This window comes from Ornithinimicrobium flavum (genome assembly GCF_004526345.1).
Classification (GTDB): domain Bacteria; phylum Actinomycetota; class Actinomycetes; order Actinomycetales; family Dermatophilaceae; genus Ornithinicoccus; species Ornithinicoccus flavus.
Genome location: NZ_CP038213.1, coordinates 2,614,611 through 2,636,490, shown reverse-complemented (window position 1 = coordinate 2,636,490; position 21,880 = coordinate 2,614,611). Strand labels below are relative to the sequence as shown.

The 21,880-nt window shown below is 73.2% G+C and carries 21 protein-coding genes; 15 read left to right on the top strand and 6 right to left on the bottom strand.

Translation table 11 applies throughout. The annotated features are described in order from the left end of the window. Nucleotides 1–7: 7 nt before the first annotated feature. The 4 genes from purH (at nt 8) to E3Z34_RS12340 (ending at nt 3,430) form a co-directional block, all read left to right on the top strand. On the top strand, nt 8–1,591 hold the full coding sequence (gene purH, locus E3Z34_RS12355; protein ID WP_134773848.1) for a bifunctional phosphoribosylaminoimidazolecarboxamide formyltransferase/IMP cyclohydrolase: 1,584 nt from the start codon (nt 8–10) through the stop codon (nt 1,589–1,591). Nucleotides 1,592–1,652: 61 nt separating this feature from the next. Continuing rightward, nucleotides 1,653–2,198 (top strand): glycine cleavage system transcriptional repressor, encoded by a 546-nt coding sequence (locus E3Z34_RS12350; RefSeq protein WP_134773847.1) that lies wholly within the window; start codon nt 1,653–1,655, stop codon nt 2,196–2,198. A gap of 63 nt (nt 2,199–2,261) precedes the next feature. After that, nucleotides 2,262–3,125, top strand: a complete 864-nt coding sequence (locus tag E3Z34_RS12345; RefSeq protein ID WP_134773846.1) for a bifunctional methylenetetrahydrofolate dehydrogenase/methenyltetrahydrofolate cyclohydrolase — start codon at nt 2,262–2,264, stop codon at nt 3,123–3,125. Then, nucleotides 3,122–3,430 (top strand): DUF3017 domain-containing protein, encoded by a 309-nt coding sequence (locus E3Z34_RS12340; protein WP_134773845.1) that lies wholly within the window; start codon nt 3,122–3,124, stop codon nt 3,428–3,430. The genes E3Z34_RS12345 and E3Z34_RS12340 overlap by 4 nt, the downstream gene beginning before the upstream one ends. 45 nt (nt 3,431–3,475) lie before the next feature. Here E3Z34_RS12340 and E3Z34_RS12335 read toward each other — a convergent pair whose 3' ends face one another. Then, nucleotides 3,476–4,462, bottom strand: a complete 987-nt coding sequence (locus E3Z34_RS12335) for a malate dehydrogenase (RefSeq protein WP_134773844.1) — start codon at nt 4,460–4,462, stop codon at nt 3,476–3,478. Nucleotides 4,463–4,690: 228 nt separating this feature from the next. Here E3Z34_RS12335 and E3Z34_RS12330 point away from each other — a divergent pair, with 228 nt between their 5' ends. Next, a complete protein-coding gene (locus E3Z34_RS12330; RefSeq protein WP_202976948.1) occupies nt 4,691–5,041 on the top strand; it encodes a LysM peptidoglycan-binding domain-containing protein in 351 nt (116 codons plus the stop codon). Nucleotides 5,042–5,110: 69 nt separating this feature from the next. On the opposite strand, the gene E3Z34_RS12325 is transcribed toward E3Z34_RS12330, so the two are convergent. The 3 genes from E3Z34_RS12325 to E3Z34_RS12315 form a co-directional block, all read right to left on the bottom strand. Next, complete coding sequence (locus tag E3Z34_RS12325) at nt 5,111–5,650, bottom strand: 2'-5' RNA ligase family protein (RefSeq protein ID WP_170213013.1); 540 nt, start codon at nt 5,648–5,650, stop codon at nt 5,111–5,113. Nucleotides 5,651–5,676: 26 nt separating this feature from the next. Further along, entirely contained in the window at nt 5,677–6,687 is a 1,011-nt protein-coding gene (locus E3Z34_RS12320; protein ID WP_338043731.1) for a glycosyltransferase family 4 protein, read from the bottom strand. A gap of 291 nt (nt 6,688–6,978) precedes the next feature. Then, nucleotides 6,979–8,091 carry a mannose-1-phosphate guanylyltransferase gene (locus E3Z34_RS12315; protein ID WP_238695154.1) on the bottom strand — a complete coding sequence of 371 codons (1,113 nt, stop codon included), beginning with the start codon at nt 8,089–8,091 and terminating at the stop codon, nt 6,979–6,981. 24 nt (nt 8,092–8,115) lie between these two features. Here E3Z34_RS12315 and E3Z34_RS12310 point away from each other — a divergent pair, with 24 nt between their 5' ends. From E3Z34_RS12310 to E3Z34_RS12275, 8 genes are all read left to right on the top strand, one after another. After that, nucleotides 8,116–9,243 carry a quinone-dependent dihydroorotate dehydrogenase gene (locus tag E3Z34_RS12310; protein WP_134773841.1) on the top strand — a complete coding sequence of 376 codons (1,128 nt, stop codon included), beginning with the start codon at nt 8,116–8,118 and terminating at the stop codon, nt 9,241–9,243. Between the two features lie 9 nt (nt 9,244–9,252). After that, nucleotides 9,253–10,836, top strand: a complete 1,584-nt coding sequence (locus tag E3Z34_RS12305) for an acyl-CoA mutase large subunit family protein (RefSeq protein WP_134773840.1) — start codon at nt 9,253–9,255, stop codon at nt 10,834–10,836. Nucleotides 10,837–10,927: 91 nt separating this feature from the next. After that, nucleotides 10,928–12,235 (top strand): amidohydrolase, encoded by a 1,308-nt coding sequence (locus E3Z34_RS12300; RefSeq protein ID WP_338043729.1) that lies wholly within the window; start codon nt 10,928–10,930, stop codon nt 12,233–12,235. A gap of 144 nt (nt 12,236–12,379) precedes the next feature. Further along, nucleotides 12,380–13,579 (top strand): BMP family ABC transporter substrate-binding protein, encoded by a 1,200-nt coding sequence (locus E3Z34_RS12295; protein ID WP_134773838.1) that lies wholly within the window; start codon nt 12,380–12,382, stop codon nt 13,577–13,579. A 152-nt stretch (nt 13,580–13,731) separates the two neighbouring features. Beyond that, nucleotides 13,732–15,390 carry an ABC transporter ATP-binding protein gene (locus tag E3Z34_RS12290; RefSeq protein ID WP_134773837.1) on the top strand — a complete coding sequence of 553 codons (1,659 nt, stop codon included), beginning with the start codon at nt 13,732–13,734 and terminating at the stop codon, nt 15,388–15,390. Then, nucleotides 15,387–16,739 (top strand): ABC transporter permease, encoded by a 1,353-nt coding sequence (locus tag E3Z34_RS12285; RefSeq protein ID WP_238695153.1) that lies wholly within the window; start codon nt 15,387–15,389, stop codon nt 16,737–16,739. Before E3Z34_RS12290 ends, E3Z34_RS12285 begins: the two co-directional genes overlap by 4 nt. Next, nucleotides 16,736–18,022 (top strand): ABC transporter permease, encoded by a 1,287-nt coding sequence (locus tag E3Z34_RS12280; RefSeq protein ID WP_134773836.1) that lies wholly within the window; start codon nt 16,736–16,738, stop codon nt 18,020–18,022. The genes E3Z34_RS12285 and E3Z34_RS12280 overlap by 4 nt, the downstream gene beginning before the upstream one ends. A gap of 64 nt (nt 18,023–18,086) precedes the next feature. Then, nucleotides 18,087–18,428: a cytidine deaminase gene (locus tag E3Z34_RS12275; RefSeq protein ID WP_238695497.1), complete on the top strand. Its 342-nt coding sequence runs from the start codon at nt 18,087–18,089 to the stop codon at nt 18,426–18,428. Between the two features lies 1 nt (nt 18,429). Here the strand turns inward: E3Z34_RS12275 and E3Z34_RS12270 are convergent, their stop codons facing one another. Further along, entirely contained in the window at nt 18,430–19,083 is a 654-nt protein-coding gene (locus E3Z34_RS12270) for a hypothetical protein (protein ID WP_134773834.1), read from the bottom strand. Nucleotides 19,084–19,128: 45 nt separating this feature from the next. On the opposite strand from E3Z34_RS12270, the gene E3Z34_RS12265 reads away from it, so the two are divergent. Continuing rightward, entirely contained in the window at nt 19,129–19,785 is a 657-nt protein-coding gene (locus E3Z34_RS12265; protein ID WP_134773833.1) for a hypothetical protein, read from the top strand. Continuing rightward, nucleotides 19,778–21,067, top strand: coding sequence for a thymidine phosphorylase (locus E3Z34_RS12260; RefSeq protein WP_134773832.1), 1,290 nt, complete (start codon nt 19,778–19,780; stop codon nt 21,065–21,067). Before E3Z34_RS12265 ends, E3Z34_RS12260 begins: the two co-directional genes overlap by 8 nt. Nucleotides 21,068–21,100: 33 nt before the next feature. Here E3Z34_RS12260 and deoC read toward each other — a convergent pair whose 3' ends face one another. Beyond that, nucleotides 21,101–21,868: a deoxyribose-phosphate aldolase gene (deoC, locus tag E3Z34_RS12255; RefSeq protein WP_134773831.1), complete on the bottom strand. Its 768-nt coding sequence runs from the start codon at nt 21,866–21,868 to the stop codon at nt 21,101–21,103. Nucleotides 21,869–21,880: the final 12 nt, after the last annotated feature.

Genomic DNA, 21,880 nt, shown 5'->3' with positions numbered 1-21,880 from the left:
AGCCCCCGTGACCGACACCCACCGCCGTCCCCTGCGCCGTGCCCTCGTCTCCGTGCACGACAAGACCGGTCTGGAGGACCTGGCCCTGGGGCTGCACGAGGCCGGCGTGAGCATCGTCTCCACCGGGTCCACCGCCGGGCGGATCGAGGGCGCCGGCGTCCCCGTGACCCGGGTGGAGGACCTCACGGGCTTCCCGGAGTGCCTGGACGGCCGCGTCAAGACGCTCCACCCGCGGGTGCACGCCGGCATCCTCGCCGACACGACCAGACCGGAGCACCTGGCCCAGCTGGAGGATCTGGGGATCGAGGCGTTCGACCTGGTCGTGGTCAACCTCTATCCCTTCACCAACACGGTGCGCTCCGGCGCCGGTCAGGACGAGTGCGTGGAGCAGATCGACATCGGCGGCCCGTCCATGGTCCGGGCGGCGGCCAAGAACCACCGCAGCGTGGCCGTGGTGACCACCCCCACCGCCTACCCGCGGGTCCTCGACGCCGCCCGGGCCGGGGGATTCACCCTCGACGAGCGGCGGCAGCTGGCGGCGGAGGCGTTCGTGCGTACCGCCACCTACGACGTGCACGTCGCCTCCTGGATGGGCAACGTCGTGACGGACACGAGCGACGGCACCGGCTTCCCCGCGTGGGTGGGGGCCACCTGGGACCGCAAGGCCGTGCTGCGCTACGGCGAGAACCCGCACCAGCGGGCCGCCCTCTACACCGACGGGTTCTCCACCTCGCCCGGGCTGGCCCAGGCGGAGCAGCTCGGCGGCAAGGAGATGTCCTACAACAACTACCTCGACGCCGACGCCGCGCTGCGGGCCGCCCACGACCACGGCGACCAGCCCACGGTGGCCGTCATCAAGCACGCCAACCCGTGCGGGATCGCGGTCGGGGCGGACATCGCCGAGGCGCACCGCAAGGCCCATGCGTGCGACCCGCTTTCGGCCTTCGGGGGGATCATCGCGGCGAACCGCCCCGTGACCGCCGAGATGGCAGAGCAGGTCAAGGAGGTCTTCACCGAGGTGGTGCTCGCCCCCGACTTCGAGCCCGAGGCGCTGGAGATCCTGCGGAGCAGGAGCAACCTGCGGCTGCTCCGGGTGGCCCCGCCCGCCCGCGGCGGGGTCGAGACCCGCCCCGTCTCCGGCGGCCTGCTCATGCAGTCGGTCGACACGGTCGACGCCGAGGTCGACGGGGGTGGGGACGACGCCTCACGGTGGCGCCTGGTGGCCGGGAACGCCGCGGACCCGGCCGTCCTCGCCGACCTGCAGTTCGCCTGGCGCGCGGTGCGGGCCACCAGGTCCAACGCCATCCTGCTCGCCCGCGACGGGGCCTCCGTCGGGGTCGGGATGGGTCAGGTCAACCGGGTGGACTCCTGCCACCTCGCGGTCAACCGGGCGGGGGACCGGGCGAGGGGATCCGTGGCGGCCTCGGACGCCTTCTTCCCCTTCGCCGACGGGCTGGAGGTGCTCCTGGACGCCGGCGTCAGCGCCGTCGTCGCCCCTGGCGGGTCGGTCCGGGACGAGGAGGTCGTGGCGGCCGCGGCCCGGGCCGGCGCGACGCTGTACTTCACCGGCACCCGCCACTTCGCGCACTGACCGGACCCCCCGGTCGGTCCGTGCCCTCCCCACCGAGGGTCCTGGCTCGCTAAGGTCAGGCATGGCCACTCTCGTGATCACCGTCCTCGGCGAGGACCGCCCCGGCCTCGTCTCCTCGCTCGCCGACGTCGTCGCCGCGCACGGCGGCAGCTGGGGTCGCAGCCAGCTGGCCCAGCTGGCCGGCACCTTCGCCGGGATCGTCACGGTCGACGTCCCCGGCGACCGGGCCGAGGCCCTGGCCCGGGCCGTGGGGGACCTGGAGGGGCTCGACACGACGGTCCGCAGCGCGGTCGGCACCCTCGACGGCGGGGGTGGTCCGGAGGAGGGCGCCACCTTCCACCTCGACCTCGTCGGCCACGACCAGCCGGGCATCGTCCAGCAGGTCAGCGGGGTCCTGGCGCAGCAGGGGGTCTCCGTGGAACGGCTCGACACCCGGGTGGTCCCGGCGCCGCAGGCCGGCGGGAGCCTCTTCGAGGCCAGGGCCGTGTTCCGCGCCCCCGAGGACGCCGACCTGATGCACCTGAGGTCGGCGTTGGAGGAGCTCGCCCGGGAGCTGCAGGTCGACGTGACCCTGGACCCGGGGGAGGAGGCGGCGGTCTGGGAGTAGCCCCCCACACAGGCCGCGGCCCGTACCGCTCCGGGCGCGAGCGTGCCGTCTAGACTCGGCGGCATGAGCGCGACGGTGCTGGACGGCAGGGCGGTTCTGCGGACGATCAAGGACGAGCTCCGGGTGCGCCTGGCGGTCCTGGCCGAGCGGGGGGTGGTGCCGGGGCTGGCGACCGTCCTCGTGGGGGAGGACCCCGCGAGCAGCTGGTACGTCGGGGCCAAGCACAAGGACTGCGCGGAGATCGGCATCACCTCGATCCGCAAGGACCTCCCCGCCGGCACCAGCCAGGAGGAGGTCCTGGCGGTCGTCGACGAGCTCAACGCCGACCCTCAGGTCACCGCCTTCCTGGTCCAGCAGCCCACGGGGCTGGACGAGTTCGCGATCCTCTCCCGCGTCGATCCCCGCAAGGACGTCGACGGGCTGCACCCGTTCAACCTGGGCTCGCTGGTGATGAACGAGGCGGCGCCGCTGCCGTGCACCCCGGTGGGGTGCGTGGAGCTCCTGCGCCGGTATGACGTCCCCCTGGACGGCGCCGAGGTGGTCGTCGTGGGCCGGGGCCTGACGGTCGGTCGCCCCCTGGGCCTCATCCTCACCCGCCGCTCGGAGAACGCCACGGTGACGATGTGCCACACCGGCACCCGGGACCTGGCCGCCCACACCAGGGCGGCCGACGTCGTGGTCGCCGCGGCGGGCGTCCCGGACATCATCACGCCGGACATGGTCCGTCCTGGTGCCGCGGTCCTCGACGTCGGCGTGGCGCGACGCGACGGGAAGATCGCCGGTGACGTGCACCGGGACGTGGCGGAGGTCGCCGGGTGGCTCACCCCGAACCCCGGGGGGGTCGGCCCGATGACCCGGGCGATGCTGCTGCAGAACGTCGTCGAGGCCGCGGAGCGCGCCGCCGGCATGGCACCGGCGAGAGGGTGAGCCCGGACCCGGGCCACGGCCTGGACGAGGAGCTCACGGCCGGTCGCCCGGGTCAGCGGCTCGGGCTCTGGTGGCTGGCGGTGGTGGGGATGGTCGCGGCGGCCGTGCTGCTCGTGACCGGGGGTCTGCGCCACTACGGCTACGCGCTGGGGGGGACGCTGGTCGTCCTGGCGGTGGTGCGCCTCGTAGCACCCGAGGAGCGGGCGGGCGGCCTGGCCGTCCGGGGCCGGGTGCTCGACGCCGCCACCATGCTGGGTCTCGGGGTGGCGGTCGCCGTGCTCGCGGCCTACCTGCGTCTGGGCTAGGCCGCGAGCACGGCGGCGGCGGCCCCGGCCGGGCCGCCGCGCGGCTCAGATCAGACCGAGCTCCCGGACCGCCTGACGCTCCTCGTCCAGCTCGGCGACCGAGGCGTCGATCCGCCCGCGCGAGAAGTCGTCGATGTCCAGGCCCTGGACGATCTCCCAGCCACCGTCCCGGGTGGTGACGGGGAAGGAGCTGATGAGGCCCTCGGCCACGCCGTAGGAGCCGTCCGAACGCACGGCCATGGAGACCCAGTCGTCCTGCGCCGAGCCGAGCAGCCAGTCGCGGGTGTGGTCGATCGTGGCCGACGCGGCCGAGGCGGCCGAGGAGGACCCGCGGGCCTCGATGATGGCCGCCCCGCGCTTGGCGACGGTGGGGATGAAGGTGTTCTCCAGCCACTCCTGGTCGCCCACGGCCTCGGCGGCGTTCCGCCCCGCGACCTGGGCGTGGAACAGGTCGGGGTACTGCGTGGCCGAGTGGTTGCCCCAGATCGTCATCCGGGAGATGTCGGTGACCGGGGCCCCCACCTTCGCCGCCAGCTGGGCGATGGCCCGGTTGTGGTCCAGACGGGTGAGTGCGGTGAACCGCTCGGTGGGGATGTCGGGGGCGTTGGACATCGCGATGAGGGCGTTGGTGTTGGCGGGGTTGCCGGTCACCGTCACCCGTACGTCCTCGGCGGCGTGGTCGTTCAGGGCCTTGCCCTGGGCGGTGAAGATTGCGCCGTTGGCCTCGAGCAGGTCGCCGCGCTCCATCCCCTTGCTGCGCGGTCGGGCCCCCACCAGCAGGGCGACGTTGGCCCCGTCGAAGATGGTGTTCGGGTCGTCACCGATCTCGATGCCAGCCAGCGCGGGGAAGGCGCAGTCGTCCAACTCCATGACGACGCCCTCCAGGGTCTTCAGCGCGGGGGTGATCTCCAGCAGCCGCAGCTCCACCGGGGTGTCCTTGCCGAGCAGCTCGCCGGAGGCGATGCGGAAGAGGAGGCTGTAGCCGATCTGACCGGCGGCTCCGGTGACGGCGACCTTGACGGGGGTGTTCACGAAAGGACCCTTCGCTCGACGGTATGGGGGGCGCCCCCAGCTCCGCGGGCGGGTCCGGGCGTCGCCGAGATCGACGCTAGCACCCCGGACCGGTGGGCCCTGCGCTGGCCGTCACGCCCGGGGCGGGCTATGTTGCCGGGCGAGCGCAACCGGTCGTCATCGGCGCCCGTCGCCCACCCGGTCGCGCAGGAATGGAGACGCTCATGGGATTCTTCGACAAGGTCAAGGATGCTCTCACCTCCTCCGACGCCGAGCGTGCCGAGAAGGAGAAGGCGGCGGGCCGCCCAGGACGACCGGGGGACCGCGGACCGGTCCGTGACGAGCGACGACGCGGCGGCGGCGCCGTCGGCGGGCACGCCGGCCGGGGCCGGGGAGCCGGCCGACGGTGGGACGCAGGGGTCCGAGGCGCCGGCGGCCGGTGCTGCGGCATACCGGACCGTCACCGTCAGGCCGGGGGACACCCTGTCCGGTCTCGCCGAGGAGCACGGTGTGTCCTGGCAGGAGATGGCCGCCCTCAACAACCTCGACAACCCGGACCTCATCTACCCCGGGCAGGTCTTCAAGCTGCCCCACGGCTGAGCACCGGCGCGACGCACGGGCCCGCAGCTCACCGCTGCGGGCCCGTCCGCGTCCCGGGGCGGACGGGGGTCAGGGTCGGGGCTCGCCGAGCGGGAAGTCGTCGGTCGTCCGCCACACCCCGTCACCGTTGTGGGTGTAGAGCCGGAACGCCTCGGCGCGGAAGGCGCAGCTGAAGCCGGCCAGGTCGGCGAACGCCCGGTCCAGCACCGGCCCCGGCATGTCGTGGGCCACCGTGACGTGCGGGTGGTAGGGGAAGTCGAGCCCGCGCTCCACCGGCCCCGACCGGATGTGCCGCTCCAGCTGCTCGCAGCTGGACACCCCTTGGGCCACCTGGATGAAGACGACGTCCGAGACCGGTCGGAAGGTGCCCGTCCCCCGCAGGATGACGTCGAAGGGCTCGTGGGAACGCCCCACCTCGTGCAGGTGGTCGACCAGCGCCGCGACCTCCCCCCTGGCCACCGGGGTGGGGGGCAGCAGCGTGATGTGGGTGGGGATGTGCTGGGCCCGGTCCTCGCCGTAGAGGACGCGCAGCCGCTGGACGTGGTCGCCCCAGGGCTGGGGGACGGGCAGGGCGACACCCACGACCGTCTGCTCGGGGCTTGCAGGCACGCCGCCCACCCTACTGCGGCCGGTCCTCAGGCCACCGAGACGGCCGCACCGCTCATCGCGGAGGCGTAGTGGCCGACCAGCTGGTCGACGAGGGCCGGCCAGGATCGGTCCTCCACGCGCTGCCGACCGACGGCGCCCATCCGCTCCCGGAGGTCCTGCGCCTGCGGTCCGAGGAGCGGAGCCACCGCGGCGGTCAGGGCACCGGGACGGTCGGGGTCGAAGAGCCGTCCGGAGCGCCCGTCCGCCACGAGGTCCAGCGGTCCGCCGCGGGCGGGGGCGACGACCGGGAGCCCGGCGGCGGCCGCCTCCTGGAGGGTCTGCCCGAAGGTCTCCCGGGTGCCGGTGTGGACGAAGACGTCGAACGCGGCGTAGGCCTGCGCCAGCGCGCGCCCCTCCTGCCGCCCGAGGAAGGCCGCGCCCGGCAGCTGGGTCTCCAGCAGCTCGCGGCTGGGGCCCTCGCCGACGAGGACCAGCCGCGTGCCCGGTCGCGTGGCCAGCTCCGTGAGGCGGTGGAGCTCCTTCTCGGGAGCAAGCCTCCCCACATACCCCAGCAGGGTCTCCCCGTGCGGCGCGAGCCGGGCCCGCAACGCATGCACCGCCGGGTCGTCGCGCCGGTCGGGGTGGAAGAGCTCGGCGTCGACCCCCCGACCCCACAGCGCGATCCGGGGCACGTCGTGGGCCGCGAGGTCGGCCAGGGCGGCGCGGGAGGGCGCCAGCGTGAGGTCGGCCTGCTCGTGGATCCGGCGGATCCACCGCCAGGCGGCCCGGGCGGTGAGATTGCCGGCCGGCCCGGCGTGCTGACGGATGTAGGAGGGCATGTCGGTCTGGTAGACCGCGACCGAGGGGATGCCCAGGGCCCGGGCGGCGGTGAGCCCGCGCACGCCCAGGACGAACGGCGAGGCGACGTGCATGACGTCCGGACGGAAGCGGTGCAGGACCGTCTCGATCTCGTAGGAGGGCAGCCCGACGCGGAACTGCCGGACCGGCAGGCTGGTCACGGCGTGGACGGGGAAGCCGGCGTAGAACTCCGGGGTCATCACCGGGCTCCAGGGGCTCGTGCCCGGGGCGACGACCAGGGCGGCCGTGGCCGCGGGCCCGCAGGTTCTCGAGCACCTTGCAGACGCTGGTGGTCACGCCGTTGAGCGCGGGCAGGAACGACTCGGTGACGATGACGACCCTCACGTGCTCCAGCCTGCCGCCCGCCGGTGTGGGCACGGCCACGGGCGGGGGAGCGTCGCGTGAGCGGCGGGTGACGAGCGGGTGACCGAGGCCGTCACGCAGACGGCGACGGACCCCCCTGGCGGGGCCGGGGGCGGCTGGGAGGGTGCTCAGGTCAGGTCCTCCCGGCCGATGCGCTGCAGGGTCGCCACGACCGTCTTCACGTCCTGGCAGTGCGCCCGGGTGGTCACGAGGAGGGCGTCGGGCGTGTCGACCACGACGACGTCGTCGATCCCCAGCGTCACGACGGTGCGACCGCCGTGGGCGGCGACGATCCCGGTGGAGCCCTCGTTGACCACGAGCTCCCGGCGGCCCAGCACCCGGAGCCCCGGGTCGTCGGACTCCTCCTGCAGGAGGCTGGCCAGCGAGGCGAAGTCACCGACGTCGTCCCACGGGAAGCGGGCCGGCACCACGGCGACCCGCCCGGCCGCGGCGGCGGGCTCGGCCACGGCGTGGTCGATCGAGATCGTGGTCAGGGAGGGCCAGAGCGCGGCGGTCTGCCCCGGGTCCGCGGCGATCTGGCGCAGGGTACGGACCATGTCGGGGTGCCCCTCGGCCAGGAGCGACAGCAGGACGCCCGCCTGCACCACGAACATCCCGGCGTTCCAGAGATAGCCGCCCTGCACGTACTCCGCCGCGCGCGCGGCGTCCGGCTTCTCGACGAACGCCTCCACGTGGCGGACCGAGCGGGCCCCGGGCATCGAGAGGGGCTCTCCCCACCTTGATGTAGCCGAAGCCGGTGGCGGGGGAGGTGGGGTGATGCCCAGCGTCACCAACGACCCCCGGCGGGCCGCGGCCACCGCCTCGCGCACGCTCTCCTGGAAGGCGGCCACGTCCCCGATCACGTGGTCGGCGGCGAACGAGCCCAGGACCGCCCCGGGGTCGCGTCGCTCCAGGACCGCGGCCGCCAGACCGATGGCCGGCATGGAGTCCCGGGGGGAGGGCTCGACGAGCAGGTGCTCGGGCGGCAGGTCGGGGAGCTGCTGCCGCACGGCGTCCGCGTGCCTCGCCCCGGTGACGACCAGGACCCGGTCGGGGGCCAGCGGCGCCAACCGGTCGACGGTCGACTGCAGCAGCGAGCGCCCCGTGCCGGTGAGGTCGTGGAGGAACTTCGGCGACGACTGCCGCGAGAGCGGCCACAGGCGGGTGCCGGCGCCGCCGGCGGGGATCACCACGGTGAGGTCGGGGACCTCCTCGGGTTCGTCGTCGCCACGGGTGCTCACCTGCGCCAGTCTAGGGTTGGGGACATGCAGGCGCACGACTCCTCGCCCGGTCCGCGACGCACCGACGGTCGTCGGGTCCTGCGTCGGGCCGCGGGGGTCGGCTACCGGGCCGTGGCGCGTCCCGTGCTGTGGCGGGTCGACGCCGAGCGGGCCCACCACGGCACCGTGGTGGCGGCCGACCTGCTGGGGCGGACGGCGCTCACGCGCGGCCTCGCCGCCCTCGGGGGGTATGCCGTCGTCCCGGGGGGCGTGGATGACGGTGCTGTGGATCTGCTCGGGCTGAGGTTCCCGCACCGGGTCGGGCTGGCTGCCGGCATGGACAAGGACGGTCGCGCCGTCGCCACCTGGTCGGCCCTGGGCCTCGGGCACGTCGAGCTGGGCACGGTCACACCCCGCCCGCAGCCCGGCAACCCCAGGCCCCGGTTGGTCCGCCTCCCGGCCAGCAGGGCCGTCATCAACCGGATGGGTTTCAACAACGAGGGTGTCGAGGCGCTCGCGGGGCGGCTGCGCGCCGCGCGCCGGGCCGGCCTGGTGCGGATCCCGGTGGGGGTCAGTATCGGCAAGAACAAGGACACCCCGGTGGAGCGGGCCGTCGAGGACTACCGGACCTGCGTCCGCGCGCTGGACGGGCTTGCCGACTACCTCGCCGTGAACGTGTCCAGCCCCAACACCCCGGGTCTGCGGTCCCTGCAGGACGCGGGTCCCCTGGCGGAGCTGATCGGCGAGGTGGTGCGGTCCGCCGCGGGGGTCCCCGTGCTCGTCAAGCTGGCCCCCGACCTCGGCGACGAGGCGCTGGAGGAGGCGGTGGGGGTCGCGCTGGGGAGCGGGGCGAGCGGGTTCGTCGCGACGAACACCACCCTGTCGCGGGAGGGCGTGCACCCCGCCGAGCGGGTCCGGGCCGAGGCGGAGACAGGTGGGTTGTCGGGCGCCCCGCTGACCCTGCGCGCGCGGGACGTCGTGCGGAGGGTGCGCCGCCTCACCGACGCGCCGCTCGTGGGGGTGGGCGGGGTGATGACCGGCGCGGACGCCCGGGCCCTGGTGGACGCGGGTGCCGACCTGGTGCAGCTCTACACCGGGCTGGTCTACGCCGGTCCAGCCCTGGTCGGCGAGGCGGTCGCGGCCACCGGACCGGTGTCCGACCGACCGCAGTAGGCTGCACGCATGGCTGAGGCGACGAGCGAGTCGGGGCTGCCGTTCAAGGCGGTCTACGGACCCGAGGACCTGGTGGACTTCGACCCGGCGACGCAGCTGGGGGAGCCGGGGGCCTACCCCTTCACCCGAGGGGTCTACCCCTCGATGTACACCGGTCGACCGTGGACGATGCGGCAGTACGCGGGCTTCGGCACCGCGGCCGAGTCCAACGCCCGCTACCGCGAGCTCGTCGCCAACGGCACCGGTGGTCTGTCGGTCGCCTTCGACCTGCCCACCCAGATGGGGTACGACTCCGACCACGCCCTCGCCGCCGGCGAGGTCGGCAAGGTGGGCGTCGCGATCGACTCCGTGGAGGACATGCAGGTCCTCTTCGACGGGCTGCCGCTCGACGAGGTGTCCACCTCGATGACGATCAACGCCCCGGCGGCCTCGTTGCTGCTGATGTACCAGCTCGTGGCCGAGGGCAACGGCATCGCGGCCGACCGGCTGACGGGCACCATCCAGAACGACGTGCTCAAGGAGTACATCGCCCGCGGCACCTACATCTACCCGCCGGCGGAGTCCCTGCGCCTGATCTCCAACATCTTCGCCTACTGTCGTGCCGAGATCCCGCGGTGGAACACCATCTCCATCTCCGGCTACCACATGGCCGAGGCCGGGGCGACGCCCGCGCAGGAGGTGGCCTTCACGCTGGCCAACGCCAAGGCATACGTCCAGGCAGCCGTCGACGCCGGCCTGGCGGTGGACGACTTCGCCCCCCGGCTCTCGTTCTTCTTCGTCGCGCGCACCACCCTGCTGGAGGAGATCGCCAAGTTCCGGGCCGCCCGGCGGATCTGGGCCCGGATCATGAAGGAGGAGTTCGGCGCCCGCGACCCGAGGTCGATGATGCTGCGCTTCCACACCCAGACCGCCGGGGTGCAGCTCACCGCCCAGCAGCCGGAGGTCAACCTGGTGCGGGTCGCCGTGCAGGGTCTGGCGGCCGTCCTGGGCGGCACCCAGTCCCTGCACACCAACTCCTTCGACGAGGCCATCGCGCTGCCGACCGCCAAGGCGGCCCGGCTGGCGCTGCGCACCCAGCAGGTGCTGGCCTATGAGACGGACGTCACCGCGACGGTCGACCCCTTCGCCGGGTCCTACGTCATGGAGAGCCTCACCGACGACCTCGAGGAGGCCTCGCTCGCGCTCATCCGGGCGGTGGACGACCGCGGGGGAGCGGTGGCCGCGATCGAGGAGGGCTTCCAGAAGGGGGAGATCGAGCGCTCCGCCTACCTGACGGCGCAGCAGATCGACTCCGGCGAGCGCGTGGTGGTGGGGCAGAACCGCTACACCGTCGAGGAGGAGGAGCGGTACGAGCCGCTGCGCGTGGACCCGGCGATCGAGGCCCAGCAGGCGGAGCGTCTGGAACGACTGCGGGCCGGGCGCGACCGGGCTGAGGTCACCCGGCGGCTGGACGAGCTGCGGAGGGCGGCCGAGGGCCAGGACAACGTGCTCTACCCCATGCGGGAGGCGCACCGGGCCCGGGCGACCGGCGGTGAGGTGGCGGACGCCCTGCGGGAGGTCTGGGGCCGGTACGAGCCCCGCGAGACATTCTGAGGCCTGCGGTGCGCGCCACGGGTGGCGGGTCGGTCGCCTCTGCTGCGGCGCGTACCCTGGAATGGTCCCTGTCCTCGACCGGAGCCCCCCTGTGACGCCTGAGACCTCGTCCGCCCTCCCGATCACCGCGGCGCACACCCCGCCACCCGGTGGCGGTGCGAACGGCACCACCGCGACCGCCCCCCGGGCGGAGGCCTCGGTGGACCAGCTGGTGGAGCGGGTGCGGGCGGCGGTCGGGAGCCGGAGGGAGCAGCTGCTGTCCTGGCGCCGGCAGGTGCACCAGCACCCGGAGGTGTCGTGGGAGGAGCACCGGACGACCGACCTCGTCGCCGGCGTCCTCGAGCAGGCCGGGGCACGCGTGCGGAGACTCCCCGGCACCGGCGCCCTGGTCGAGATCGGCCACGAGGAGCCCCGGGTGCGCATCGGCCTGCGGGCCGACCTGGACGCCCTGCCGGTCGACGAGCTCACGGGACTGCCGTACGCCTCGCAGGAGCCGGGGGTCTGCCACGCCTGCGGTCACGACGTGCACACCGTGGGCGTGCTGGGGGCGGGGCTGGCGCTGCTGGACCTGCAGGACGAGCTGACCGCCCGGGGAGCCGCGGTGCGCCTGATCTTCCAGCCCGCCGAGGAGACCCACCCGGGCGGGGCGCTGGCCGTGATGGAGCACGGGGGGCTGGAGGGTCTGGACCGGGTCCTGGCGGTCCACTGCGACCCGTCCGTGGACGTGGGGCAGGTCGGCCTGCGGGTCGGGCCCATCACCGCCGCGTCCGACATGGTGCACGTGACCCTCACCGGCCGCGGTGGCCACACCTCGCGTCCCCACCTCACCCAGGACCTGACCTTCGCCCTCGCGAAGGTGGTCACCGAGGTGCCCGCCGCCCTCACCCGCCGGCTGGACCCGCGGGCGGCGGCGGTGCTGGTCTGGGGTGTCGTGCGGTCCGGGTCGGCGCCCAACGTCATCCCGGGCAAGGGTGAGGCGATGGGGACCCTCCGCATGCTGGACGCCGACACCTGGGACACGGTGGGTCCCGTGGTGACCGAGGTGGTCGAGTCCGTGGTGCGGCCCTACGGCGTCACCGCCACCGTGACCTACACCCGCGGGGTGCCCCCCGTGGACAACGACAACGCCTCCGTCGTCGCGCTGTCGAGGGCGGCCATGCTGCTGCTCGGCACCTCCGGCGTGCAGCCCACCAAGCAGTCGATGGGGGGCGAGGACCTGGGGTGGTACCTCCAGGAGGTGCCCGGGGCGATGGCCCGGCTCGGCACGAGGGTCCCCGGCGGGGCCACCTACGAGCTGCACCAGGGTGATCTGGTCGTCGACGAGGAGGCGGTGCTGGTCGCCGCCAGCCTGCTGGCGTCCTCGGTCTTCACCTCCCTGGGGCCGCAGGGCCTGCAGTGAAACAGGGCTCCGCGGGTCGTCCTTCGGAGCCTTCGATGACGAGTTGATCACTCTTTGGTCACACCGCGGCGCGCAGCGTACTCACCGGGGACCGGCGCGGGTTAGCATGGGCCCGTCAACCCACCTGTGACAAAGGAGTATCCCGTGCGCCGGGTTCTTAAGCTCGCGACCGCCGGTGCGGCCGCCACCCTCCTCCTCGCCGCCTGCGGCGAGGCCCCTGACGACAACGACAGTGGCTCGACCGCCGCCGAGACCGAGGACTCCGGGGCGACCGACGACTCGGCCTCGACGGACGACTCCGCCTCCACCGACGACTCGGCCTCCACCGACGAGGGCACCACGGGTGCCGCGGTCGACCCGGCCGACTTCAAGGCCTGCATGGTCTCCGACGCCGGAGGCTTCGACGACCAGTCCTTCAACCAGTCGGGCAAGGAGGGCATGGACGCGGCCAAGGACGCGCTGGGCATCGAGACCGTCGAGGTCGAGTCCCAGGCCGACACCGACTACGCCAACAACGTCAACAACCTGGTCTCCCAGGGGTGCAACCTGACGATCGGCGTCGGCTTCCTCCTCGAGGACGCCATCCAGGAGGCTGCCGAGGCCAACCCGGACACCAACTTCGCCCTCGTCGACTCCGCCTTCAGCGACGCCGACTTCGCGCCCATCGAGCTGGAGAACGCCCGGCCGATCCTCTTCAACACCGCCGAGGCCTCCTTCCTGGCCGGCTACCTGGCCGCGGGCATGAGCGAGTCGGGCACCGTGGCCACCTTCGGCGGCCTGCCGATCCCCTCGGTGCAGATCTTCATGGACGGCTTCTCCGACGGCATCGACAAGTACAACGAGGACAACGGCACCGAGGTCCAGCTGCTCGGCTGGGACAAGGAGGCCCAGCAGGGCTCCTTCTCCGGCGGCTTCGACGACCAGGCGCAGGGCCAGACGCTCACCGAGCAGTTCATCGCCCAGGGCGCCGACATCGTCATGCCCGTCGCGGGTCCGGTCGGGCTGGGTGCGGCCGCGGCCGCCGAGTCCGCCGGCGACGTGAAGATCATCTGGGTCGACTCCGACGGGTTCCTCACCGCCCCCGACTACTCGGCACTCATGCTGACCTCGGTCATGAAGGGCATCGGCGCGGCCGTGGAGGGCGCCATCACGGACACCGTCGAGGGTGGCTTCAGCAACGAGCCGTACGTCGGCACCCTGGAGAACGAGGGTGTCGGTCTGGCCCCGTTCCACGACATGGAGGCCGACGTGCCGCAGGAGCTGAAGGACAAGCTGGAGGAGTACCGCCAGCAGATCATCTCCGGCGAGCTGGTCGTCGAGTCCCCGAACTCGCCCCAGCAGTGAGCTGACGGGTCGTCCACGTCCCCGCTGACGACCCACCTCCGTAGCGGCCCGGCCCACCAGGGTCGGGCCGCTACGCTGTCCACCCGAGGTGGTCCCACGACCTCGGACGACCCGTGAGATAGGCACGCAATGACGCGCAGGCAGGAGCGGCGATGAAGCTGGAGCTCCAGGGCATCACCAAGGTGTTCGGTCCCCTCGTGGCCAACGACCACATCGACCTGGTCGTCGAGCCGGGGGAGATCCACGCCCTGCTCGGGGAGAACGGCGCCGGGAAGAGCACGCTGATGAACGTGCTCTACGGCCTCTACGACCCCGACGACGGCCAGATCCTCCTCGACGGCCGGCCGGTCTCCTTCAAGGGGCCCGGTGACGCGGTCGCCGCGGGCATCGGCATGGTGCACCAGCACTTCATGCTCGTCCCGGTCTTCACCGTGGCGGAGTCCGTCGCGCTCGGTTACGAGCCCGCAGGGCCGGCCGGGGTGCTCAAGCTCGACGAGGCCCGCCGCCGGGTGACCGAGATCTCCGAGCGGTTCGGCTTCCACGTCGACCCGGACGCGCTCGTCGAGGACCTGCCCGTGGGCGTCCAGCAGCGGGTCGAGATCATCAAGGCTCTCTCCCGCGACGCCAGCGTCCTCATCCTGGACGAGCCCACGGCCGTGCTGACGCCGCAGGAGACCGACGAGCTCATCGGCATCATGGGGGAGCTCAAGGAGGCCGGCACCTCCATCGTCTTCATCACCCACAAGCTGCGTGAGGTCCGGGCCATCGCCGACCGCATCACGGTCATCCGGCGCGGCAAGGTCGTGGGGGAGGCGAGCCCCACCTCGACCGAGACCGAGCTGGCCTCGCTCATGGTCGGGCGCTCGGTCAACCTGGCGGTCGACAAGGCCGCGGCCACCCCCGGCGAGGCGGCCTTCACCGTCGAGGGGCTGTCGGTGGTGGCGCCCAACGGCACCGTGCTGGTCGACGACATCTCCTTCGACGTCCGGCACGGCGAGATCTTCTGCGTCGCCGGGGTGCAGGGCAACGGCCAGACCGAGCTGGCCGAGGTCATTCTCGGGCTCGAGGAGGCCGACGCCGGCCGCCTCGTCCTGGACGGCGCCGACCTGCGCGGGCGCAGCGTCCGGCAGCGGCTGCGGGCCGGCATCGGCTTCGTGCCCGAGGACCGGTCCACCGACGGGGTGGTCGCCAGCTTCTCCATCGCGGAGAACCTCGTGCTCGACCTCTTCGACACCGAGCCCTTCGCCCGCGGCATCTCCATGAGCCCCGCCCGGGTCGCGGCCAACGCCGAGCAGCGGACCCAGGAGTTCGACGTCCGGTACACCTCGGTCCAGGACCCGATCTCCACCCTCTCCGGCGGCAACGCCCAGAAGGTCGTCCTGGCCCGGGAGATGTCCCGGCCGCTGCGGCTGCTCGTCGCCTCCCAGCCGACCCGTGGTCTCGACGTCGGCTCGATCGAGTTCGTGCACAAGCGGATCGTCGCCGAGCGCGACCAGGGCACCCCCGTGATCGTGGTGTCCACCGAGCTGGACGAGGTGCTGAACCTCGCCGACCGCATCGCGGTGATGTACCGCGGCCGCATCGTCGGCATCGTGGACGTCGCCGAGGAGGCCGGCCGCGGGGGTGTGTCCCGCGACATGTTGGGCCTGATGATGGCCGGGGTGCCCATGGACGAGGCCCGGGCCCAGGCCGCGGAGCACCACTCCGTGCTCGGCATGGCGGACCTCGACGGCGACGGCGTCCCGGACGTCGACCAGGAGCCGGCGGCACCTCATACCCCCGACCCGGCGAGCACCGAGGAGCACCCGTGAGCGAGAAGCCGCACGACAACGAGTCCCGCGGCACCGACGCCGGCTCCGAACAGTCCGTCGCCGCCACCCCGCCGGCGCAGACCGGCACCGAGGGCGGAGCGCCGACCGGGGACGGCCCGACCCACCGCGACGAGGAGCCAGCCTCCCTCCTGCACCAGATCTTGTCCGGCAGCGCGCTGATGTCGGTGCTGGCGGTGGTGCTCGCCCTCGTCCTCGGCGGGGTGCTCATCGCCTTCGCCGACGAGGCTACCCGGGCGGCCACCGGCTACTTCTTCTCGCGGCCGGGCGACACCTTCGCCGCCGCCTGGAGCGCCGTCAGCGACGCCTACGTGGCGATGTTCCGGGGCTCCGTGCTCGACTGGCGCGCGACCACCTTCGCGGGCATGATCAAGCCGCTCACCGAGTCGATGGTTTTCGCGATCCCGCTGATCCTCGCCGGTCTGGGCATCGCGGTCGGCTTTCGGGCCGGCCTGTTCAACATCGGTGCGCAGGGCCAGATCATCGTCGGGGCCATCGTGGCCGCCTACGTCGGCTTCGCCTGGGACCTGCCGCCCGTCATCCACCTGCTCGCGGCCATCCTCGGCGGCGCGATAGGCGGCGCGGTCTGGGCCTTCATCCCCGGCATCCTCAAGGCCCGGTTCGGCGCCAACGAGGTGATCGTCACGATCATGCTCAACTACGTGGCCGTCAACCTCATCGGCTACATGCTCAAGCGGCCTGCCTTCAACCTCGGGCGCACCGGTCAGAAGAGCCCGCCGGTGGAGGAGAACGCCCTCTTCCCGGCACTCATCCCCGACTGGCTGGTCCCCGGCAACACCTTCCGGCTGCACTGGGGCTTCGTGGTCGCCATCCTCGCCACGGTCTTCGTCTGGTGGCTCCTGGAGCGCTCCACGATCGGCTTCCAGATCCGCGCGGCCGGGGCCAACCCGGCGGCGGCCCGCACGGCCGGCATGTCGGTGGGCAGGGTGACGGTCATCACCATGGTCATCGCCGGCGCCCTGGCCGGCCTGGCCGCCTCGGGGCAGGTGCTCGGGACCGAGCGGGCCCTCACCGCCGGGGTCGCCGCGTCCTTCGGCTTCGACGCCATCACGGTGGCGCTGCTCGGCCGCTCCCGACCGTGGGGCACGTTCTTCGCCGGGCTGCTCTTCGGCGCCCTGAAGTCCGGCGGCTTCCTCATGCAGTCCCTGACCTCCACCCCCATCGACATCGTGCTGGTCGTCCAGTCGTTGATCGTGCTCCTCATCGCGGCGCCGCCGCTGGTGCGCTCGGTCTTCCGTCTGCCCGCCCCGGGCGCGCGGCCCCGCCGCCAGCGACCTCGGAACACCACAGCGAAGGAGGCGACCGCGTGAGCACCGTCACCAGCCCCACCACCCCCGTCGAGGGCGACCACCTCCTGCTCCGTCCCAAGGTCGGTCTCAAGACACCGGTCGTCTACGCGCTCGCCGCCCTCCTCTCGCTGCTGCTGCTGCGGGGCACGAACGCCGACGAGTCCACCACCTTCCAGTTCGGCACGCGCGAGGCCTGGGTCACCATCCCGAACATCGAGGTGCCCTCGCTGCTCATCATCGTGGTGCTCGCCCTGGTGATGGCGGCCGCGGCGGTCGTGTCCTTCCTGATGGTGCGCCAGCGCCGCCGGCCCCCGTGGTGGTTGCACATCATCGTCGGCACGGCCTTCATCATGGCCTTCCTCACCTTCATCGGTGCCGGCAAGCTCATCCCGATGGTCTCCCTGCTCGCCGGCGCGCTCACCCTGTCGGTGCCGCTGGTCTTCGGCGCCCTCTCCGGCGTCGTGTGCGAGCGGTCGGGCATCATCAACATCGCGATCGAGGGCCAGCTGCTCTTCGGCGCCTTCGCGGCGGCGGTGGTCGGCTCCGCCGTCGGTAGCGGCTACGCCGGCCTGGCCGCGGCACCGTTGGCCGGCGCGCTGGTCGGCGCGGTGCTGGCCTGGTTCGCCGTCGCCTACCGGGTCAACCAGATCATCGTCGGCGTCGTCCTCAACACCCTCATCATCGGGTTGACCGGCTTCCTCTTCTCCACGGTGCTCTCGCAGAACCGGGAGGTGTGGAACACCCGTGCCCCGCTGCCCCGCATCCAGGTCCCGGTGCTGTCCGAGATCCCCCTCGTCGGCCCGGTGCTCTTCAACCAGACGATCCTGGTCTACCTGATGTACGTCATCGTCATCGTGCTGAACTTCATGCTCTTCCGCAGCCGCTGGGGCCTGCGCACCCGCGCCGTCGGAGAGCACCCCAAGGCGGCCGACACGGTGGGCATCAAGGTCAACCCGCGGCGGGTGTGGAACACCATCCTCGGCGGCGCGATCGCCGGCCTCGGCGGCGCCTTCTTCACCGTCGGGTCCGGCCTGGCCTTCGGGCGCGACATGTCGGCTGGCAACGGCTTCATCGCCCTCGCCGCGATGATCCTGGGCAAGTGGAACCCCTGGGGTGCGGTGGCCGCGGCGCTGCTCTTCGGCTTCTCCCGGAACCTCGGCAACGTCATGTCGACGATCGGCGCCGGCATCCCCTCCGAGCTGCTGCTCATGCTGCCCTACGTCATCACCATCCTGGCCGTCGCCGGCTTCGTCGGCCGGGTCCGCCCGCCCGCGGCCGAGGGCATCCCCTACACCAAGAGCTGAGAGGTATGACGTGAGCGCACCCGAGGTCGACTGGGAGGCTCTGCGCCGGCGGGCGACGGAGGTCATGGGCCGGGCCTACGTGCCCTACTCGCACTACCCGGTCGGCGTCGCCGGCCTGGTCGACGACGGGCGGGTGGTCAGCGGCTGCAACGTGGAGAACGCCTCCTACGGCGTCGGGCTGTGCGCGGAGTGCGGGATGGTCTCCGAGCTCGCGGCCACCGGCGGCGGCCGGCTGGTCGCCGTCTGGTGCGTCGACGGGCAGGGACGCACCCTCATGCCGTGCGGGCGCTGCCGGCAGCTGCTGTGGGAGTTCGGGGCGCCGGACTGCCAGCTGCAGACCCCGGAGGGGGTCCTCCCGCTGAGCGCGGTGCTGCCGCAGGCCTTCGGACCGGAGAACCTGGTCTGAGTCAGCCCTGCGGCTGCAGCAGGCACGCGCGCGGCAGGCCGGCCTCCAGCGCGAGCTGGCCGGCCTCCTGGCTGCGGGCGAGGTAGAGCGCCCGGCCGGCGATGCCCTCCACGCGGTCATGGAGGGTCTTGACCGTCCCGGCGTCCACGACCACCCGGCCCTGCTCGGGCGGGAGGAAGGTCCGCTCGCCGAAGGTGCCGCCCATGTCCTGGCGGGCCACCCGGGTGACGTCGACCGGCTCCTGGGCCAGGGCGTCGGCCAGCACGCGCAGCGCCGTCGGGTCGAGCTCGCCTGCCTGCTGGGGGACGCCGAAGGTGACCTGCCCGTCCTCCTCGTTGATGTCCTGGACCGCGCAGGCGGCCTTCAGCTCACGGGTCATGAGCGAGTAGGTGATGGCGCTTCGGCCGTCCACCGTGCCCTCGGCCGCGAGCACCAGCACCTGCGGGGCCAGCCCGACGGCCATCGTGATCGCCCCGGTGAGCGTGGTGCCGACCCGCGGGGAACTCAGCGTGGCCACCACCCGGTCGTTGCGCACGGCCACCAGGGTGGGGAACATCGGCTGCCGCGCCTGCGTCCCACCCGGGACGTCGCGGGCGCGACGCGCCAGCTCGGTGACCGGAGGGACGACCATGGCCATGATCTCAGCGATACGCACGGGGCACAGGATGTCACACGTGCCCGGCCGGGCTACGGTGACGAGGTGAGGGTGCCCAGGCTGCCGTGGTTCGGATGGGCCGTCGTGGCCTTCGTCGTCCTCAACGTCCTGCTGGACCGGGACGTCAGCATCCTGCCGCTCATCGTCATCGGGGTCGTCCTGGCGAGCGTGCTGGGCCGTCCTCGCCCGGGAGCGCGCCGCCCGGTGACCCCGCCGCCCGGGGCGTCCTCCGGCGGCCCCGTCCTCACGGGTCAGCCGCCCCCGGCGGTGGAGCCCGGTATGCCGACGATCGACGTGCCCCGCTACCCCGGTTCGGTGGGCACCGCTCACCCCGGTCCTGTGGACCCGCCCCCGCCGCCGCCCGGCCCGGCCGGCGGCGTCCCGGCCACCGACCCGGTCGTCTCCCTCGGGCAGCTCTCCCTGGCCCGGTGCGCCCAGGACCTGGACGCGGCGGCCCGGGCGGGGGACGACGCCGAGGTCGCGCGCACGTTGCGGGAGATCATCGAGGTCGGCACCCGGCTGCTGCCGATGGTGGACGGCGCGGGCGGCCGGCCGGGGTCCGGTCTGCGCGAGTTCGGGGCGGGCCTGCGCCGGCTCCAGCGCGAGGCCGAGGCCGCGCTCGAGGAGACCCCGCCGGGGCCGCGCGTCGCCCAGGTCGTGCGGGGCGCGACGTCGATGGGCCAGACTGGGCGTCATGAGTGAGTCCTTCGACGCCGTTGACATCATCCGGACCAAGCGCGACCGCGGGGAGCTGAGCAGCGAGGAGATCGCGTGGGTGATCGACGCCTACACCCGTGAGGTCGTGGCCGACGAGCAGATGTCGGCCCTGGCGATGGCGATCCTGCTCAACGGGATGAACCGCCGGGAGATCGGTGACTGGACCAACGCGATGATCGCCTCGGGCGAGCGGATGGACTTCTCCTCCCTGTCCCGCCCGACCGCCGACAAGCACTCCACCGGCGGCGTCGGCGACAAGATCACCCTGCCGCTGGCCCCGCTCGTGGCGGCGTGCGGGGTGGCCGTGCCGCAGCTGTCCGGCCGGGGGCTGGGCCACACCGGAGGCACCCTGGACAAGCTCGAGGCGATCCCGGGGTGGCAGGCCGCCCTGTCCAACGAGGACATGCTGCGTCAGCTGGAGGACGTCGGCGCGGTCATCTGCGCGGCCGGCTCCGGGCTGGCGCCGGCCGACAAGCGGCTCTACTCCCTGCGCGACGTCACCGGCACCGTGGAGGCCATCCCGCTCATCGCGTCCTCGATCATGAGCAAGAAGATCGCCGAGGGGACGGGCGTGCTGGTGCTCGACGTCAAGGTCGGGTCCGGCGCGTTCATGAAGACGCAGGAGGACGCGCGCGAGCTCGCCGAGACCATGGTCGCGCTGGGGCAGGGCGCCGGCGTGCACACCGTCGCCCTGCTCACCGACATGTCCACGCCGCTGGGCCTCACGGCCGGCAACGGCCTGGAGGTGAGGGAGTCGGTCGAGGTCCTGGCCGGCGGTGGGCCGCAGGACGTCGTGGAGCTCACCGTGGCGCTGGCCCGGGAGATGCTGGAGGGTGCGGGCGTCACCGACGTCGACCCCGCGGAGGCGCTGAAGGACGGCCGGGCGATGGACGTCTGGCGCGCGATGATCTCGGCCCAGGGCGGTGACCCGGACGCCGAGCTGCCGACGGCGAAGGAGACCCAGGAGGTCGTCGCGGACGCCGACGGCACCCTGACCCGGCTCGACGCCTACGCCGTGGGGGTCGCCGCGTGGCGCCTCGGTGCCGGTCGCGGCCGCAAGGAGGACCCCGTGCAGGCGGCGGCCGGCGTGGAGCTGCACGCCAAGCCCGGCGACGCGGTGAGCAAGGGTCAGCCGCTCATGACGCTGCACACGGACACGCCCGAGCGCTTCGACCGCTCGCTGGCCGCCCTGGAGGGCTGCTGGTCGATCGGGGGGGCCCAGGACGTGCAGACGGCCGACTCGATCGTTCTCGACCGCGTCGGCTGACCTGAGCGGGGTCCGGCGCACGCCGACCCAGGGTCAGTACCCCTGGCCGTCGGCGCTGTCGAGGTCCTGACCGGGCTCGGGCACGACCAGCGTCCCGGCAGCCTCGCGCTCGCGCGCCCCGGCGAGCAGGGCCCCCGTGGAGGAGGTCCCGATCCGGGTGACGCCCTCGGCCACCATCGCCAGCAGGGTGTCGATGTCGCGCACGCCGCCGGAGGCCTTGACCTGCACGCCGCTCCCGACGTTGGCCCGCATGAGCCGCACGTCCGGCAGGGTGGCACCGCCGCCGGCGAAGCCGGTGGACGTCTTGACGAAGTCGGCACCCGCCTCCTCGCTGGCGCGGCAGGCCGCCACCTTCTGGTCCTCGTCGAGCAGCGCGGTCTCGAAGATCACCTTGACCAGCGCCCCGGCGCCGTGCCCCACCTCGACCACCGCCGCGATGTCCTCCCGCACCGCGTCCAGGTCACCACCGATGAGCCGGCCGATGTTGAGGACCATGTCCAGCTCGGTCGCCCCGTCCTCGAGCGCCTGGCGGGACTCGGCGACCTTGGCCGCCGTGGAGGTCGTGCCGTGGGGGAAGCCGATCACCGTGCACACCCGGGTCGTGTGGCCCTCGACGGCGCCCCGGGCCAGCGCGACGTCCGAGGGACGCACGCAGACCGACCAGATCTCGTCGGTCGCGAGCTCCCGGCAGGTGGCCTCCACCTCGGCCGGGGTCAGCTCGGGCTTGAGCAGCGCGTGGTCGATGAGGTCGGCGACGTCCTGTACGGTGAGCGTCGCGCCGGGGGCGAAGGTGTTCGACATACCCCCACTCTA